The organism is Persicitalea jodogahamensis (assembly GCF_014651615.1).
In the GTDB taxonomy this organism is placed as follows: domain Bacteria; phylum Bacteroidota; class Bacteroidia; order Cytophagales; family Spirosomataceae; genus Persicitalea; species Persicitalea jodogahamensis.
Genome location: NZ_BMXF01000004.1, coordinates 276,302 through 293,007 on the forward strand (window position 1 = coordinate 276,302; position 16,706 = coordinate 293,007).

Below are 16,706 nucleotides of genomic sequence, written 5' to 3' on the forward strand. Positions count from 1 at the left end.
CAGCTATGACTCCTGATATTGACTTCACTTCGCCATCGACATTTTTGATTACGGCGCTGTTTATTTTTTTGGGGATATTTGGTCGCTATGTCGGCACAGCATTGGTATTTAATCTGTTGGTAAAAGGGGCGTACAAGCATAAACTAGCCCATCGTGAAGTTCAAATCCGCCCCCGGCGTTCCAGGCAGGATATGGTAGAGATCGGATGGTCGTTTGTGACCTCAATTATGTTCGCCATAGCCGGAACGCTCATGATTGTGGCCTGGCAAAAAGGATACACCCAAATTTACCTGGATTGGGACACATATCCGCTGGCGTGGTTTCCAGTCAGTATTCTGATCGTGCTGTTTTTGCACGAAACGTACTACTACTGGTTGCACCGCTGGATGCATCGCCCCAAAGTTTATAGGCTGGTTCATAAAGTGCACCACGATAGCATCACAACCTCTGCCTGGACTTCATTTTCCTTTCATCCGATCGAGAGTACTTTTCAAGCCCTCTTTATTCCCGCGCTGACTTTCTTTATGCCTTTACACGTCTATGCGATTGGTATCGTGCTGACGATCATGACTTTTACAAGCGCCGTTAATCACCTGAACACCGAACTTTACCCGCGCGATTTCCAACGGCACTGGTTTGGGCGCTGGTGGATCGGGGCCACGCATCACAGCCTGCACCATTCGCAGTTCCGGTACAATTACGGATTGTACTTTACCTTCTGGGACAAGTGGATGCATACCGAAAGCCCGGATTTTGTCAAGCTTTTCGACAAAAAGACGCGCCGTGAGTCAAAAGGATCAGGCGAAGAAGTTGGCGTGAAAGTTCATTAAGAACAATTCATCCGTGGCGCGGGTCATAGCCGTATACAGCCAGCGGATAAACTCACTATTTATTTGGTCCTGGGGCAGATAACCCTGATCAACAAATACAGCGCTCCATTGCCCACCCTGGGATTTGTGGCAGGTCAGTGCGTAAGCAAACTTAACCTGAAGGGCATTGAGATAGGGGTCCTTCCGCAATGCCTCGGTGCGCTCTTTTTTTGATTTTATAAAAAAATAATCCTGCATCACACTCTCGTAAAGCATCTTGTTCTCTTCCTGCGTGAGGGCAGGGGAGGAGGAGTGCAGCGTATCGAGCATGATTTTGGCCTCGAATTCAGGTTGGTCATCGTAGTCGGTTAGCCGCAGGATAGCGTCGGCAAAACGCAGCCCGTGTATCTCTTCGGTGCGTTTCAGTTTAAGCAATTCTACAAAGTCGCCATTTGCGATAAATCCCACCGGAGAGTCTTCGTCAAGTACTGTGTAGTTGTTGCGAACTACCATCAGGCGATCACCGGCATCAAGTTCGTCTTCGCTGAAATTGATTGTGCGACGGATGTATTCATTGTAGTTCACGGCCGCTTTGTTGGAGCGTGTGATGATGATTGTATTCTCCACCCCATGCTTGTCGTAGGCGTAACGGAGCCCGTCTTCCAGTTTCTCCCCCGTCATGCGGTAGATGTCCGTGAAACTTCTTGTTGAGATCTTAATTTCGGGAGTTTCTGCCGCTAATTGGTTTCGTAGATCGGTCGCATTGGACAAGATGCCTGATTCCTCACCCTGACGCATCACCTCCGTGAGTTCTTCTTCCGAAACTGACAGGTAGTAGTTTTTTTCCAGGTAGTTCTTGTCCAACGCCGGGCTTATTTCCTTGCGAACAGGGGGTAATTGGGCAATATCACCCACCAGCATAAGTTTGTTGCCTGGGTTAGCATAGATGTAGTCGACTAAGTCGGAAAGCAAGCTACGATTACCAAAGTCGGCATCGTCACTAATCATGGATGCCTCATCGACGATAAACAGCGTGTCTTCGTGGTAGTTTTCCTGACGCTCAAATGCGAAGGCTCCTGAATATGCATCGGAAGTCTGACGGTATATTTTCTTATGAATCGTCAGGGCTTTCCGCTTGGAATAGCTGGACATCACCTTGGCTGCCCGTCCGGTCGGAGCCAAAAGGACTGCTTTTAAACCAAACTTGCGGGCTGATTTTATGATCGCGCTAATGATCGTTGTTTTGCCTGTTCCAGCGTACCCTTTGAGTACGAAGGCATCCCTGTATCGTTCCAGTCCTTCTTCTTCGACCAGAAAGTCATTCATTTTCTCAAAAAAACGCGCCTGACTGGTAGTGGGTCGAAAAGGGAAACGCTTGATTAGCAGTTCGGAAGGCAGCAGGTCATCTGTGGTAGACATATGGATTATTGAAAGCGCATAGGGAAATTTGCGCCTAAATTAACGGTATAAACCCGAAAATCTGGACTTAATGGAATCTTACCATTATATTAGTTCGAAAAAACAACTCCTAACTTTCAACCTGACGCATTATGCAAGTACACCAAATCCTGGCTGGCAAGGAAATCGACAAAATATGGTCGGTAGGACCCGAGCAGACCGTCTATGACGCGCTGGAAATAATGGAAATAAAGAACATTGGCGCGGTGCTGGTAATGGAGAACGGCAGGATGGTGGGAATATTTTCGGAGCGCGACTACGCACGTAAGGGCATTCTTAAGGGGCGTGCGTCGAAAGATACTCTCATTAAGGATGTGATGACCAGCAAAGTGATTACCGTCGAGACGGAGCAAAATCTGCAGGAATGCATGGGCATAATGTCCGATAAGCACATCCGGCATTTGCCGGTCACGAAGGATGGCGAGCTGGTGGGTATCATTTCCATCAATGACATTGTTACGATGATCATTCGGGAGCAAAGGGCTCACATTCGTTCGCTTGAAAGCTACATTACAGGCAATCCTTATTAAACAGGCACTCCGCATTGCGCCGGACTTGTCTATCTTTGCAGCCCAACTACCAAAATTAAAGTGGATAAGGCAAGGGAAGAAGTACTCCGACTTTATGGAAACCGCCTGCGGACGAGGGTTTGCGGGATTTGCGTGATCGATGAAAAAATCCTGATGGTCAGGCACCGGGGAATCGGCGTCACCGATACGTTCTGGTGTCCCCCTGGCGGTGGAATCCATTTTTCCGAGACAGCGCATCAAGCGCTGGTACGGGAATTTCTGGAAGAAACGGGGCTCGCTGTTGAGGCGGGGGATCTGATGTTTGTCAGTGAATTCATGCACCCCCCGCTCCACGCCATGGAACTGTTCTTTCAGGTACAGATTCTGGGGGGAGATATAAAATTAGGATATGATCCTGAAATGGTGGACGGTACACAGATTATCACGGAGGTTGAGCTGATGACTTTTGAACAAATCAAATCCTACCCCCAAAACGAAGTCCACCGATTATTCCACTACTGTGATTCTTTGGATGATATTTTTACCCTGAGGGGGTACCTGTCAAGTGAAATGACCACCAACGCGTAACTATGAGTGCTGACTTGCCAATGCTTAAAGACGTCGAAAAGTCCCTTCGGCCCACTGTAAAAGTGGCCGATCCGGACTTTGAAGCCAGTAGCATTGCCAACTGTACGCTCTGCATCGAAATCGATGAATCCAGGTTCCGTTTTTGTTTCATTCAGTCGGATACGATGCGTTGCCTATGGTTGGAAGACTATGCATTCGATACTTTTCTAAACGAAGAAGAGTACCTCGATAAATTAAAAACCATCGCCCTTGAGCATCCACACTTGTTGTCCGATCAGTGGAAGGATGTGCGGGTTGCGGTCAATACCCACGATTTTACCATGGTTCCGGTTTCGCTGTATCGCCGCGAGTACGCCGGCGACTATTTGCAAATGGCAACCGGGCATGAAACGTCCGAAAAAGACCGGGTACTTTCCCATTTGGTGCCTTATGTCAACGCCCAAACTGTGTTCACGATCCCAAATAAGTGGTCCGACTGGCTATTGGGACTCTTTCCCCTTCAGCATATTGAATTTTACCACCTTAGCAGCCCGTTGGTAATAGGTACTGTGGTGAGCCATAGCGAGTACGAGGAAAAGAAACTGCTAACGATCCACATGGAGGAAAACCACTTCACGTTGATATATTCCGACAATAAGCAACTCAGATTTTGTAATCGGTTTCCTTACCAAAATCCGTTGGAGCTGACCTACCTGGTACTTTTCAGCATGAATCAACTGGAGGTTCTGCCAGATGAGGTGAAAGTAAAGCTGTACGGTGAGATCACGCCTTACTCAGACATTTATATCGAGTTGGCAAAATTCCTGCCCTCTCTTCGCTTTGGCATAAAACCAACTACCCTGACTTATGTGGAAAGCTTCGAAGACATACCCGAACATCGTTACTTCGCTCTGCTAAACACCTACCTGGTTCAATCGTAGAAGTGCTTTTTGTTTCCTGATCAAGCTTTGTTGGATAAATAGGGACAACAAAACATAAAACAAAACTCCATGAGAATTGCCCTCTTTCCTGGTTCCTTTGATCCTTTCACGAAAGGGCATGAAGATATTGTATTGCGTTCGCTGGCACTGTTTGATCAGGTTATTATCGGGATAGGCAATAACGTCAACAAAAAGCGCTACTTTCCGCTGGAAACCATGAAGTTTCACATCGAGGCGTGTTTTTCGGACTATGACAGTGTTAAAGTGATCGCTTACGATGACCTGACGGCTCGTGTGGCCCGAGAATTGGGAGCACGTTTTCTACTCCGGGGATTGCGAAATACAACTGATTTTGAATATGAAAACGGTATCTCGCAAGTCAACCGCTTCGTATACGAAGAAATTGAGACCGTATTCCTGATTACCTCACCGCATTTGGCTCCGATCAGCTCCAGCATTATTCGTGACCTGCATCGCTATGGTCAGAATGTGGACGAGTTTCTTCCCTACGATTTAATGGAAAGTGCTGAAAGTTAAGAAGCTTTTTCGGCGCTCTTCATTTGCCGCGCCATTTCGGCTTTTTCAGGACTGTACTTCACAAAGATGTTGATCCAGATAATCCGGGCACTGCGAAAAAGGATTGGTAACAGCAGTAGTATGGCCAGGATCAATCCGGCTAACACATACTCTATTTGGAAATTAAAAATCAGAACAAAACCCACAAACGCCGTAACAGTCATGGCAACGGTTAGCGCATAACTGATGTACATGGCCCCGATGTAAAAGCCAGGCTCACGCTTGAAAGACTCACCGCAGTACTCACAGTGAGCATTGAGCTTATCGAAATTTTTCAGGTCATAGGGATTATTGGTCTTAAAAAAAGAGCCCACATTGCATTTCGGACAAGTGTTGGTAAAGATGCTATACAGCTTATTCATTTTTATAGGAGGAACAGTAGAGGTTTTAAAAATGAATCAATTATCCTGCTTTGTATATTTTTCAATCACACTATTTAGCTTCCTGGCATCAATGAAACCAGACTGACGCCACTTAATTTTCCCTCCCTGAAAAAGGATTAAGGTTGGGACACCCTGAATTTTGTATTGTGCGGCGGCTTTTTGGTTCTTGTCCACATCCACTTTAAGAATACGGGCTTTACCATCCAATTTTTTAGCCACCTCTTCCAACACAGGTTTCATCATTTTGCAGGGGCCGCACCATTCCGCAAAGAAGTCAACCAGTACTGGTTGCTCAGATTTTATGATTTCCTTGAAATTAGCCATAATGTCATTATTAAATCATCGTACTTTGATGAAATACTGAATGACAAAACCGTACCAGCAAGAATTGACCACTGGAATTAGTTTGTGACCAATAAATCACGACCGGAACCAACAAAAAAGGTTTACTTAACTATCGCCACCCTTCACGGTCAGCCAGAGTAAATGCATGCTGGTAATGGTGCTCACTATGCCAGGCGTATAAGGCAATAACCTCTTCGAGTGGAATGGAGCGACCCGATTCGGGATGCGTGTAGGTACGGGCCATGTCGGCGGCGTCCATGGAATTCATGAGCAGCACCCAGCGGAGATGGACGTTTTTCATCAGTTGCAGCGACAAATCTACGGATGCCGCTTTGGCATCGGGAAGTTCGGCCCAGCGGTCTTCCTTGTAAGGTTTGATGGTGGGGTTGTCTTCGGTTAAAGCCAGCCGAAAACGAACATAAGCATTGATGTGGCTGTCGGCAACATGATGAATAAGCTGGCGAACGGTCCAGCCGTCAGGTCGATAAGGTGTGTCGTATTGCTCTTCAGTCCAGCCACCCAGCAGGTTGATGAATTTTGAAGGTAATGCGCTGATAATTTGAATATTTGTCCTGGTGTCCTCAGGGGAATACGTTTCAGATGAATTGAAACGGCCGATCGGATATTTTAATGCTTCTAGTTCCATGTTTGGTAATAATAATAGAAGGTCGGTGATAGACAAATTTAAGGAATCATTTCGGCAAGCCCGCACCTACGTACAAGTATTAAGGTACCTGTAGCACCAGGAATAGTGAGCTGCCAAACGGACCCCGCGGCATCAGGAATTGTTCCGTTTTTGTTATGAAATGCAAGATGCTATTCAGAAAATGTCCGGGATATTGGACGTCTGATTCGAGTGTTTGAATATCTATTTTCCCCCGACGGATTTGTCGCCTTTGCCATTCCCGAACCAGCCATATGGGAAGGGATAGAATAAAGGGCCAATAAGTGTGATACGATATACGTAACCCTGCCGACTTGGCATAGCGGCTGAAATCCGACAGGACGAAACGTCGGGTACTGCCCACTGCTACATCATGCGTACCGCTAAATGCCTCATGGGCATGGATATTAATGAGCAGGATTCCTCCGGGGTTAAGTTTTGCTTTGAAATCAGTGAGTGCCACTTTTATTTCCTGATCATTCAGGAAATAAAGAGCATCGTTGCAGATCACTACATCAAACATGCTCCCTGGTCTGAAATCAGCTACTTTTCTCAAATCCCCGAATGAGACGTCAAGGCCGCGGCCTTGTGAAAAAGCAACACCATGGCTTGAATAGTCAAAACCGCAAATAGCATGAAATCCGTGTTTTTGCAAATAGGATAGTAGCCCTCCGGTTCCGCAAGCCGCATCCAGAATAGAGGGATTGTCTGCCGGAGTAAACCGGCGGTTGATCTGACGCAAAATTTTCTCATGCAGGATTTGGTACCACCACAAACTACCTTCCAGGTCGTGCATTCTTTGGTACTCAGCCCGATTGTCTACCATCCGATCTTGTGTTTTATAACATATTGGGGCTGACCACTCTGAGCCATAAAACTCTTTCCTATATACTCGCCGAGGACACTCAGTAAAGTGCATTGAATGCCTCCAATGAAGATCAGGGTGGCTGTAACTACCTGCCAGCCCTTAGGGTCGGGCCCAAGGATCCATTGACCGAAGAGAAAAATAAGGAGTAAACTACCCAGCCCGGTCAGGCCGAGGCTAATCGGCATAAATAAGCGGATGGGTAATGCCGAGTAGCAAAATAAGATATTGAGAAACAGCGAAATCAATTTTCGGGGCGTGTAGTTGGAGCGGCCTGCTTCCCTTTTATTATGCTTCACCTGGACCGTTCCAATGTTGCGGGTGACTCGGAAAATTAGCCCATCGATATAAGGAAATGGCCCGGTATATTTAATGATTTCCTGAACTACTTCCTGCCTGATCAACTTGAAGCTCGAAAGGTAAAGCTCTTTTGGTTTGTCCAGGAGAAAGCTGGTAACCCAGTTGACAAGTCGGCTACCAATATTCCGGTACCCTGCGTGTTCCTTCTTATCATAGTATGTGTACACCACGCCACAGTTGCCCGACTCCGCTTTTTCAATAAGTTTTAGAATCTCTTCGGGTGGATTTTGAAAGTCATCATCAATCATGACACAATATTTCCCCTGGGCATAGTTGAGCCCGCACATTACAGCGTTGAATTCTCCGAAATTCCGTCGTAAGGAAAGCAACTTTACCTCTGGCCGCTCAATAGCCAGTCGCATACAGATGGCTTCGGAATCATCTCTGCTCCCGTCATTTACCAGGATTACCTCAAAATCGAGATCCACCATTGCGTCCGACAACCGATTCAGTAGCGGCTCAATGCTGTTTTCGCTGTTATAAACGGGAATAATTACCGAAAGGAAGTTGACAGATGTCAATGGTCAGTGGATTGTTTAGAAGAAGTGGAAGGCAGAAACCTTGATGCCAGAGCTTAGTTATTTTCAGAATACTGATTTACAACCTCTATGATGTGATCTACCTGAATATCTGACAAGACGGGGTTTAGCGGCAGACTGACCACTTCCCGATGGATTTGTTCCGTAATCGGGAATGAATGGTGGCGATATTCCCGGTAGGCGTTTTGGTGGTGAATGGGAAGCGGGTAATGAACGTTCGTTTGAATACCGTGGCGCTCTAAAAAATTGATGAACATTTCCCGTTGAGGATGGCGAACGACAAACAAATGCCATACATCCTCATCCGGCCGGTCAGCAGGAGGCAGAGTGAGGGCCGGGAGATTTATTTCATTCAGGTAGCGTTTAGCGATTTGGCACCGCCTATTATTTTCAGGCGCTAAAAATGGCAGCTTCGCATTCAAAACCGCTGCCTGAATCTCATCAAGGCGGCTATTGGTCCCTTTGTATACATTGACGTACTTTTTAAGAGAGCCATAATTTCGAAGATGCCTTATTTTTTCAGCAAGATTGGGATCGGACGTTACCACTGCCCCCGCATCACCGAGCGCCCCAAGGTTTTTGGTAGGATAAAAGCTGAATGCCGAGGCATCTCCAAGAATAGCTCTCCGACTATCCCGGTACGTAGCACCATGAGCTTGCGCAGCATCGGTGATAACTTTCAAATCATATTTAGTGGATATCTGCACGATAGCATCCATTTCACAACTTCTGCCGTAGAGGTGAACAGGCATGATTGCCTTCGTTTTTTCAGTAATCCTCGATTCAATCAGAGACGGGTCGAGGAGCATTGTCACAGGATCAGGTTCCAGCCAAATTGGAGTCAGCCCCAAAAAACTCACTGACAATACGGAAGCAATATAGGTGTTGGCCGGAACAATGACCTCGCTGCCCTTGGGGAAATCGTATGCCTGCAAGATCAACTGCAGGGCGTCTAATCCATTGCCTACGCCAATGCAATGATCGGCTCCACAAAAGGCAGCAAAATCCTTTTCGAAATTCTGAACCTCTACCCCCAGCACATACCAGCCCGACCGCACAACACGTTGCACGGCATCTTCGACCATAGCCTGGTGCGGGTAGTTGATTTGCTTTAAATCTAGGAAAGGAATCATGCGGATACACGACTGAACAGTGGGGGGGGTACTTGCCGCCCAAGAATTCATTGGTTGAGAGAACTGTCTACTGGGGAATCTGCAAAATGCACCTCTCCGTAGGGTTCGTCGATGTAATCCTCTACAGCATAATATTCGTTGGACAGGACAAGAAGGATGGCATCGTTTGAAAAATCCTCCATCGTGTGCCAATCTTTGGGTTCCAGGATAAGGCAGGAATTGGGCTTGTCGAGGCTGAAGTGACTTTCTTCCTTTCCATTGTTGACATATACCCGACACTTGCCGTGCAGGCAAATCAACGCATTCCAGGTTTTATGGTGGCGGTGTCCGCCGCGAGGGATGTGGCTTGCTCCGTAAATATAAAAAACACGTTTGATAGTGCCGGGCATCAGCTTTTCAAAAACAGTCAGATTTCCCGATTCAGAATGAAAAGTGTTCAGTTCTAGCAATCTTGGCATGAATACGGTGTATAGTTTCTTACAAATTTGTCCTGATTTTTTGAATGGTTCTTACCAATTCAGTAGTACAAAGTACACATTACTTGTAATTATACTAAAATAATTCTTCGATTACTTCTAGAAGTTCTGCGTGAACAGGACCGGCTGCTATCACATCACCGCCAAATAAAAAGTTGTCAGAGCCAGAATAATCGGTGACTATTCCCCCTGCTTCTTTCACTAGCAACACCCCCGCTGCCATGTCCCATGATTGAAGATTGTATTCGTAAAAACCCTCAAACCGTCCGGCAGCCACGTAGGCAAGGTCTACGGCTGCTGCACCCAATCGTCTGAGGCCGTGAGTTTGGCGCATCAAAGTCTCCAGGATCTTCATATACCGATCGTGTTTATCGAATAGGTAGTATGGAAAACCGGTAGCTAAAAGGCTTTCTCCCAGATGGCTGGCCGGTGACACCCGAAGTCGTTCCCCATTGCACCAGGCACCTCCGTCTTGCCAGCCATAAAACAATTCGTCGCGGCTTGGTTCGTGGATTACCCCCAATAGTGGTTCTTTCCCTCGTGCCAACCCAACACTGACACAATAAATTGGCAGGCCGTGGACAAAGTTGGCAGTCCCGTCCAATGGGTCAATAATCCAATTGAGTGCATCCAGATCAGGTGCCTGCCCGGTGGTGCCTTCCTCGGTAATAAAACTTGCCTCGGGCAAAATAGCCTTAAGGCCCTCTACCAGCATTTTTTCTGCCTCCATATCCACGTAGGACACCAGATTATTGACGTCTTTATATTCAACTTTTTCCTGCTTGAAAATAGCAGCTTCCTGCTGAATGAAAGCGGAAGCACGCTTAACGACATCAATCGTTTGTTGGGTAAGTAGTTCGAGATTCATTTATTGGGAGGCGTCAAAGGCGCAAGGTGAATATTGAGTGTACTAAATGACTGCTGGCCACAGAATTACAAATCGTCTGGTACACCCTTAGGCGGTTGGAATTTTTTCCAGTGAATTGTTCAGATAGTAAACCCTCAATATTAAAATAAGTAAAATTGGAATTAAGACGTAGTTGTGTTTCAACAGATTGCCCGTAGCGCTTAGCAACAGGACGCCATAGACGATCAGATACCACGAAAGCCAGACGGGTTTTTTATATTTTGAAAACATGAAAATGATGGGCACCCAGAGCGGAAATGCCCAAAGGATATCCCAGTTTGAGGCAGTGACGCCGTGGTTCGTGCCGAACCAGAGCGCTACTATGAGCCAACCGGTCAATCCCACGATTGTAAAGAGGATTTTGTCAAGCAGGAAATTGAGACGCTCCATTTTTATCTGCCAGACCGTGTAAAAGGCTACCAGAATTGCCAAAGTCCAGAAGAAAATTTTCGGCGTAAGCCAGCCATTGTCAGCTTCGGGTGTAGCGGTATATAGGGCACGGGTGTCTGCCACCAAAGGCATAACGGTACTATCGGTCTTAATCTGGGCAGCGTCAAATGCCACACTGAGATTGTCGGGCAAAAAAGTGGCTTGTTCCGGCGTAGCAACCTCGTCGGCTGGTGAACCAATGGCCAAGTCCATTCCAAAGTCAGACCATGGCTTTTGCTCGTAGGCGTACTTGTCAATCCATTGACGGAAACTTTTGGTTTCGGCCGTGTAGCCCGGAAAAATCAGGCGGTCACCCGTGGCGGCTTTGAGTGCATCAGCCAGTCGGGTGGAACAGTTATCGTAGAAAAATTTGTACTGGTATTCGCGATTTTGGGGAAGAAGATTTGTTTCCAGAAACTCGTACAACCGCTGCTTCTCGGTTGGCGAAAGGTTCAATTCCTGCTCCTTCACGCTACGATTTTCCTGCTGCCAATAGTAAAACTGCGGCATCAGCGGATTAACGGAAATGGTGTAGGGTAGGGTACCCCGCAAGAATTTTACGTAGAAGTTCCCCTCCTGAAAACTGAATGTGCCGTAGCTGTACGCGCGATCAAGCTGGTAAATCGGATCATAAATCCACAAAGCGCTATGCCCAAAACTGGAATAAAGCTCCTCTCCCGGACCCACGGTAATAAGACTGACTTTGGCCTGAGGACTAAGCTGCGCTTGCGCCATGGCGGCAAGCGCAGCAGTTAAAAAAAAGAAAAGAAGAAAAGCAGATTTTATCTTGCTGATATATTGGCAACAACCCCGATTGGAGCAAAACAACGCACTTCTCATACTATCGTACTCAAACTATGATTTTTTTCCGGCAACTACAATAACTATCTCGCCTTTGACTGTCTTTTCAGCAAAGTAAGTGATTATTTCGGTTAAAGTTCCACGGACGTTTTCTTCATAGAGTTTGGTCAATTCCCGCGAAACGCTGGCCTGCCGGTCTTCGCCGAAGTATTCGGCTAGTTGTGCCAGACTTTTCAACAACCGATGGGGTGATTCGTAAAAGATCATCGTTCGGTTTTCCTCGGCCAATTCTTTCAACCGGGTTTGCCGCCCTTTTTTATGGGGTAGAAATCCTTCGAATGTGAATCGATCGGCAGGAAGGCCAGAATTGACCAGGGCTGGGACAAAGGCTGTCGGTCCGGGAAGGCACTCCACCGCGATACCCAGTTTGATGCACTCCCGCACGAGCAAGAATCCAGGATCGGAAATGGCAGGTGTCCCAGCATCGGAAATGAGCGCCATTGTTTCACCTTTCAGGAGTCTCTCTGTGAGCCTCGCGATGGTCTGGTGTTCGTTGTGAATGTGGTAGCTCTGCATCGGCTTTCCGATCCCCAGGTGTTTCAGCAGGTGCCCGGAGGTTCGGGTATCCTCCGCCAGCACCACATCCACACTTTTCAACACATTAATCGCCCGTAGGGTGATGTCTTCCAGGTTGCCGATTGGCGTAGGGACTAAATAAAGCTTCATTAGTCCGCTTTATTTTCCCAGAGGAGATCAATTGCAGCGGCCAATTTCCTGTCCTTTTCGGTCACGGTGTCGCCAGCGTCGTGGGTGGAAAGCTTGAAATTTACTTCATTGTATATATTGGACCACCAGGGATGATGATTTTGCGACTCTGCGACTTCGGCCACTTGTGTCATAAACAGGAAGGCAGCTCTGAAATCGCTGAATGTAAAACTGCGGCAAAGCTTATTGTCTATTTCAGTCCACATCGTAGTGTTTGTAGGTTTAAATTGTATAAATGGTAAAAGAGAAGTGCCACGAAAATAGCAAGTCAGCAATGACGGCTAAATTTCATCTTTAATAAGGGCAAGTAACGCTATTTTTTTGTGGCCCGCAACCGAATGAAGCTATCCGGGATAGTCGTGTTTTTAGTGCACTTCAGGGTTTCCTCCAGATAAAGTGAATTCTCATTGAAACTACCTTCGCCTTTGATGCTGGCCACTCCACAGGGTGCTTCAATTATTCCCCGGTCGTAGGTGAATTGCCTACTGTTGGTTGTCACCGTGTATCTGAATTCATTGGGGGAGGTCTGTAAAATCTGGACCTGATTGGCGCTGATTCGGGTGACTTGCAGCGTAATCTCAGTTGAGTCCGCGGCCACCCGCTGGCCCTGTTGCTGGGAGCGATAACCTACATAAGTACCCTCAACGTCAATATTCGGGGCATCGACCAGAGGGCTGTCCGATTTGTTTTTACAAAAAGTCAAAAGGAAGGCCGAAATCAACAGGACCGTTTTGGAATACTTCATAGGATGTTGGATTGTATTTTGGCAAAACTACCAACAGCCCCTGATCGTTCGGTATTTTTTATTTTTCTAATTTCAGTACCACATGCCGGATTTTTTTGCGATTCCAGGTATAGGTGATGTGCGCTGTTCCGTCGGCTGCCTGAACGATCGCAGGATAGCTGAATTCACCCCGGTACTGGTCTTCCAGAACGTACATTTCCTTCCACTTTTTACCGTCTTCTGACAAAGAAACTACCAGCTTCTGGCGCCCGTTGTCCGATTGCTTGCCTCGGGTAACCGGATTGTGGACCAACATTTGCCAGCCATTGCTTAGCGTTACGGCATCTGTTCCAGAGTTGGGATTGGGCAGGTTGGTCAACGTGAAGTCACCCCAGGTTTTACCATTGTCTTCCGACCAGACTGCGGCAATACGATCCTGCTTGGTGCGGCACAGCATCTGCAATTTTTGATTTGGGTAGGTCAATACACTACCCTGAATCACATCATACTCAGTTTTCGGGTCGATGGCAAGGATCTCCCATGTTTTGCCGGAATCCACAGAGCGTTCAATGTGCGCCTTCCAGCTCTCCCTGGTTTCGGTACTTGAAGGACTCAAAATGGTACCATCAGCTAATTGAACCGGCTTGTTCTTAATAGGACCGAGCACACCTTCCGGAAGGCGCTCAGGTTGGCTCCAGGTGTTGCCGTTATCGGTGGAGGTTCGGAGCATGCCCCACCACTCTCGGGGTGAGGGGCCCACTTTGTAAAATAAAAATACTTTGCCTTCCTGGGATTTGAATAATACAGGATTCCAGCAGGGATAACGGGTGTTTGCATCGATTACTCCCTCCGCCATCAACTTCGGTGGAGTCCATTTGCCGTTTTTATTTTGTGACAGCCAGATTCCCACATCCTTATTGCCTTCGTCGGTCCCGCCGAACCAGGAAGACAGCCACTGCCCGGGGGCGACCTCCACTAAGGTAGATGCATGACAGGATGGAAATGGCGCAGTCTCATAGACAAACTCTTCTGATACCAAACTGACTTTTGAACCCGGAAAGTTGGATTGGGAATGACCCGGTGCAGCTGCGAAAGCCAAAAGGGAGAATAGCAAATACAACGGCAGTGATGATTTAAGCATAATTGGACTAGGTGAATATTTTATTTTATACTCAAAATCTGATTTCCGGGCTACTTATTGCGTACAAAAACATGGCGAATTTTTCCATTGGCCGTAGGTCGCTCATCCACCTCAAATTGGCGAAAGCTCTTTATCAGCGGAAGCAATTTATCAAAACCGTAATTACGCGCATCGAAACTCGGTTGTTTTTTGATCAGTAAATTACCTAACTCACCCAGGAACGTCCAGCCGTCTTCGTCCGCCAGGTCATCCACGCTGTCAGTAAGAAGTGCCAGTAACTTGGGGTCGACTTTATCATCATCAACTTTTCCATCACTGGCTTTCTTTGTTGAAGCAGACCGGGTTTTGCTGGCTGGTTTTTTCTCTTCCTTTTTTGCTAAGATTTCGATATAAATAAACCGGTCGCAGGCAGAGGTAAAGGCTGATGGGGTTTTTTGTTCGCCCATGCCAAAGACTTTCATGCCCGCCTCCCGTAGTCTGATGGCCAGGCGGGTGAAATCGCTGTCGCTGGAAACAAGGCAAAAGCCATCGACACGCCCGGTGTACAGGATGTCCATTGCGTCAATAATCATGGCAGAATCGGTGGCGTTTTTGCCTTGAGTATAACTGTATTGCTGGATCGGAGTGATTGCGTTATCAAGCAACACCGTTTTCCAGCTCGTGACCCGAGGATTGGTCCAGTCACCATAGATTCGTTTAAAAGTAGGAGTACCGTACTTGGCGATCTCCTCCAGCATGGATTTGATATTGGCCGATGGTACATTATCTGCATCGATCAGGACGGCCAGGCGAAGGTCTGCGAGGGAAGTTTGCAATGAGGTAGTTCTTTAGAAGTTGTGTTAGCGGGGTAGTTTGCGCTATGAATTGTAGGAAACCATTGGTGCTCAAGATTGCCCATCTGATACCAGTGAAGTCATATTCAATCTCTTGTCGTGGAACTTTGCCACTTTCAGAAACAAATGCGACTTTTGTGGTTTACAAGGTAGGCGAAAATTTTAAGCTATGAAAATCGAATTAGTGCGAGTAGACGACGCGTTTCACTTTGAAGGCAGTGGTTCGTCAGATGCGACCATCCATGTGGATGGCTCTCCCGAAATCGGTGGGCACAATGCCGGCGTCCGACCTATGGAGCTGCTGTTGATGGGTTTGGCAAGTTGCAGTGCTATTGACATCGTAATGATCCTAAAAAAGCAGCGGCAGGAGGTTACTGAGTTTCGCATCGTAGCCGAAGGCGACCGGGAGAAAGAAGAAGGTACTTTGCGAAAGCCTTATCGAACTATCAATCTGAACTTTATCCTTAAAGGCGAGAACCTTGATGCCGATAAAGTAGACCGGGCCATTCAGCTATCGATGGAAAAGTACTGCTCCGCCACCGCCCAGTTTGAGAGCACTGCCACGATTACACACAGTGTATCTATTGAATCGTAGGAATAAAGTTATCCTGTAATCAATTCGAACGAGCTTTACGACCGTCTTGCCAATCCGAGCACTCAAATAACACAACAACCTTGCAGCAATATCACGATCTTCTCCAGCATATTCTCGACCACGGTACACGGAAATCCGACCGCACCGGTACAGGTACCATAAGTGTATTTGGCTACCAAATGCGTTTCGACCTGACGGCGGGTTTTCCGCTCCTTACTACCAAGAAAGTACATACCAAATCCATTATTCATGAACTTTTGTGGTTCTTAAAAGGCGATACCAATATTGGGTACTTGAAAGAACACGGAGTGAAGATTTGGGATGAATGGGCCGACGATAATGGGGATTTAGGGCCGGTTTATGGCCACCAATGGCGAAGCTGGACTGCACCAGACGGCCGAAAAATAGACCAGTTGCAACAGGTTCTCGACCAGTTGAAAACTAACCCTGATTCAAGGCGTATCATTGTTTCGGCCTGGAATCCGGCGGACTTGCCCCAAATGGCCTTGCAACCCTGCCACGCGCTGTTTCAATTTTATGTGGCCGATGGAAAACTATCCTGCCAACTGTACCAGCGAAGTGCCGATGTGTTCCTGGGAGTACCTTTCAACATTGCCAGCTACGCGCTATTGACAATGATGGTGGCGCAGGAATGCGATCTTGGGCTTGGTGATTTTATCTGGACAGGAGGGGATACGCATCTTTACATTAACCACCTGCAACAGGTTGAGCAGCAACTTGGCAGGGCTATTTTGCCGTTACCAACCATGCGGCTGAACCCCGAAATTAAAAAGGTCCTGGATTTTAAGTACGAGGATTTTACGCTTGAAGATTACGATCCGTGGCCCGCAATAAAAGCGCCTGTAGCTGTGTAAGACATTCTATC

Annotated in this window: 22 protein-coding genes; 7 read left to right on the top strand and 15 right to left on the bottom strand. The window is 47.1% G+C overall.

The annotated features are described in order from the left end of the window. Nucleotides 1-5 precede the first annotated feature (5 nt). Entirely contained in the window at nucleotides 6-830 is an 825-nt protein-coding gene (locus tag IE117_RS19480; protein ID WP_189566270.1) for a sterol desaturase family protein, read from the top strand. Here IE117_RS19480 and IE117_RS19485 read toward each other — a convergent pair. Continuing rightward, a complete protein-coding gene (locus tag IE117_RS19485; RefSeq protein ID WP_189566272.1) occupies nucleotides 798-2,228 on the bottom strand; it encodes an AAA family ATPase in 1,431 nt (476 codons plus the stop codon). The two genes, IE117_RS19480 and IE117_RS19485, sit on opposite strands and share 33 nt — an antisense overlap. A 131-nt stretch (nucleotides 2,229-2,359) precedes the next feature. On the opposite strand from IE117_RS19485, the gene IE117_RS19490 reads away from it, so the two are divergent. From IE117_RS19490 to coaD, 4 genes are all read left to right on the top strand, one after another. Beyond that, the gene (locus tag IE117_RS19490) at nucleotides 2,360-2,797 is read left to right on the top strand and encodes a CBS domain-containing protein (RefSeq protein WP_189566274.1); all 438 of its coding nucleotides are present in this window, start codon (nucleotides 2,360-2,362) and stop codon (nucleotides 2,795-2,797) included. A 60-nt stretch (nucleotides 2,798-2,857) separates the two neighbouring features. Next, the gene (locus tag IE117_RS19495; protein ID WP_189566276.1) at nucleotides 2,858-3,364 is read left to right on the top strand and encodes an NUDIX domain-containing protein; all 507 of its coding nucleotides are present in this window, start codon (nucleotides 2,858-2,860) and stop codon (nucleotides 3,362-3,364) included. A 20-nt stretch (nucleotides 3,365-3,384) separates the two neighbouring features. Then, nucleotides 3,385-4,284, top strand: coding sequence for a DUF3822 family protein (locus tag IE117_RS19500; RefSeq protein WP_189566278.1), 900 nt, complete (start codon nucleotides 3,385-3,387; stop codon nucleotides 4,282-4,284). A 69-nt stretch (nucleotides 4,285-4,353) separates the two neighbouring features. Next, on the top strand, nucleotides 4,354-4,821 hold the full coding sequence (gene coaD / locus IE117_RS19505) for a pantetheine-phosphate adenylyltransferase (protein ID WP_189566280.1): 468 nt from the start codon (nucleotides 4,354-4,356) through the stop codon (nucleotides 4,819-4,821). Here coaD and IE117_RS19510 read toward each other — a convergent pair. The 14 genes from IE117_RS19510 to IE117_RS19575 form a co-directional block, all read right to left on the bottom strand. Beyond that, nucleotides 4,818-5,222 carry a DUF983 domain-containing protein gene (locus tag IE117_RS19510; RefSeq protein ID WP_189566282.1) on the bottom strand — a complete coding sequence of 135 codons (405 nt, stop codon included), beginning with the start codon at nucleotides 5,220-5,222 and terminating at the stop codon, nucleotides 4,818-4,820. The genes coaD and IE117_RS19510 overlap by 4 nt on opposite strands. A gap of 36 nt (nucleotides 5,223-5,258) precedes the next feature. Further along, entirely contained in the window at nucleotides 5,259-5,567 is a 309-nt protein-coding gene (gene trxA / locus IE117_RS19515) for a thioredoxin (protein WP_189566284.1), read from the bottom strand. 130 nt (nucleotides 5,568-5,697) lie between these two features. Further along, entirely contained in the window at nucleotides 5,698-6,234 is a 537-nt protein-coding gene (locus IE117_RS19520; protein WP_189566286.1) for a YfiT family bacillithiol transferase, read from the bottom strand. 79 nt (nucleotides 6,235-6,313) lie between these two features. Further along, nucleotides 6,314-7,078: a class I SAM-dependent methyltransferase gene (locus IE117_RS19525; RefSeq protein ID WP_189566287.1), complete on the bottom strand. Its 765-nt coding sequence runs from the start codon at nucleotides 7,076-7,078 to the stop codon at nucleotides 6,314-6,316. Then, the gene (locus tag IE117_RS19530; RefSeq protein WP_189566289.1) at nucleotides 7,072-7,998 is read right to left on the bottom strand and encodes a glycosyltransferase family 2 protein; all 927 of its coding nucleotides are present in this window, start codon (nucleotides 7,996-7,998) and stop codon (nucleotides 7,072-7,074) included. The genes IE117_RS19525 and IE117_RS19530 overlap by 7 nt, the downstream gene beginning before the upstream one ends. A 53-nt stretch (nucleotides 7,999-8,051) precedes the next feature. Then, nucleotides 8,052-9,101 (bottom strand): DegT/DnrJ/EryC1/StrS family aminotransferase, encoded by a 1,050-nt coding sequence (locus IE117_RS19535; RefSeq protein WP_308439294.1) that lies wholly within the window; start codon nucleotides 9,099-9,101, stop codon nucleotides 8,052-8,054. A 95-nt stretch (nucleotides 9,102-9,196) separates the two neighbouring features. Next, on the bottom strand, nucleotides 9,197-9,607 hold the full coding sequence (locus tag IE117_RS19540) for a sugar 3,4-ketoisomerase (protein ID WP_189566291.1): 411 nt from the start codon (nucleotides 9,605-9,607) through the stop codon (nucleotides 9,197-9,199). A gap of 94 nt (nucleotides 9,608-9,701) precedes the next feature. Then, nucleotides 9,702-10,493, bottom strand: a complete 792-nt coding sequence (locus IE117_RS19545) for an inositol monophosphatase family protein (RefSeq protein ID WP_189566293.1) — start codon at nucleotides 10,491-10,493, stop codon at nucleotides 9,702-9,704. A gap of 87 nt (nucleotides 10,494-10,580) precedes the next feature. Continuing rightward, nucleotides 10,581-11,696: a lipoprotein N-acyltransferase Lnb domain-containing protein gene (locus tag IE117_RS19550; RefSeq protein ID WP_229581171.1), complete on the bottom strand. Its 1,116-nt coding sequence runs from the start codon at nucleotides 11,694-11,696 to the stop codon at nucleotides 10,581-10,583. Between the two features lie 120 nt (nucleotides 11,697-11,816). Continuing rightward, nucleotides 11,817-12,488: a 16S rRNA (cytidine(1402)-2'-O)-methyltransferase gene (gene rsmI, locus IE117_RS19555; protein ID WP_189566297.1), complete on the bottom strand. Its 672-nt coding sequence runs from the start codon at nucleotides 12,486-12,488 to the stop codon at nucleotides 11,817-11,819. Then, entirely contained in the window at nucleotides 12,488-12,733 is a 246-nt protein-coding gene (locus IE117_RS19560; protein ID WP_189566299.1) for a 4a-hydroxytetrahydrobiopterin dehydratase, read from the bottom strand. Before IE117_RS19560 ends, rsmI begins: the two co-directional genes overlap by 1 nt. Before the next feature lie 107 nt (nucleotides 12,734-12,840). Next, nucleotides 12,841-13,272, bottom strand: a complete 432-nt coding sequence (locus tag IE117_RS19565; protein ID WP_189566301.1) for a hypothetical protein — start codon at nucleotides 13,270-13,272, stop codon at nucleotides 12,841-12,843. 58 nt (nucleotides 13,273-13,330) lie between these two features. Further along, a complete protein-coding gene (locus IE117_RS19570) occupies nucleotides 13,331-14,392 on the bottom strand; it encodes a sialidase family protein (protein WP_189566303.1) in 1,062 nt (353 codons plus the stop codon). Between the two features lie 50 nt (nucleotides 14,393-14,442). Beyond that, the gene (locus IE117_RS19575) at nucleotides 14,443-15,207 is read right to left on the bottom strand and encodes an NYN domain-containing protein (RefSeq protein WP_189566305.1); all 765 of its coding nucleotides are present in this window, start codon (nucleotides 15,205-15,207) and stop codon (nucleotides 14,443-14,445) included. Nucleotides 15,208-15,394: 187 nt separating this feature from the next. Here IE117_RS19575 and IE117_RS19580 point away from each other — a divergent pair, with 187 nt between their 5' ends. Together IE117_RS19580 and IE117_RS19585 are read left to right on the top strand one after the other, a co-directional pair. After that, a complete protein-coding gene (locus IE117_RS19580; protein ID WP_189566306.1) occupies nucleotides 15,395-15,820 on the top strand; it encodes an OsmC family protein in 426 nt (141 codons plus the stop codon). 80 nt (nucleotides 15,821-15,900) lie between these two features. Then, on the top strand, nucleotides 15,901-16,695 hold the full coding sequence (locus tag IE117_RS19585; protein ID WP_189566308.1) for a thymidylate synthase: 795 nt from the start codon (nucleotides 15,901-15,903) through the stop codon (nucleotides 16,693-16,695). Nucleotides 16,696-16,706 lie beyond the last annotated feature (11 nt).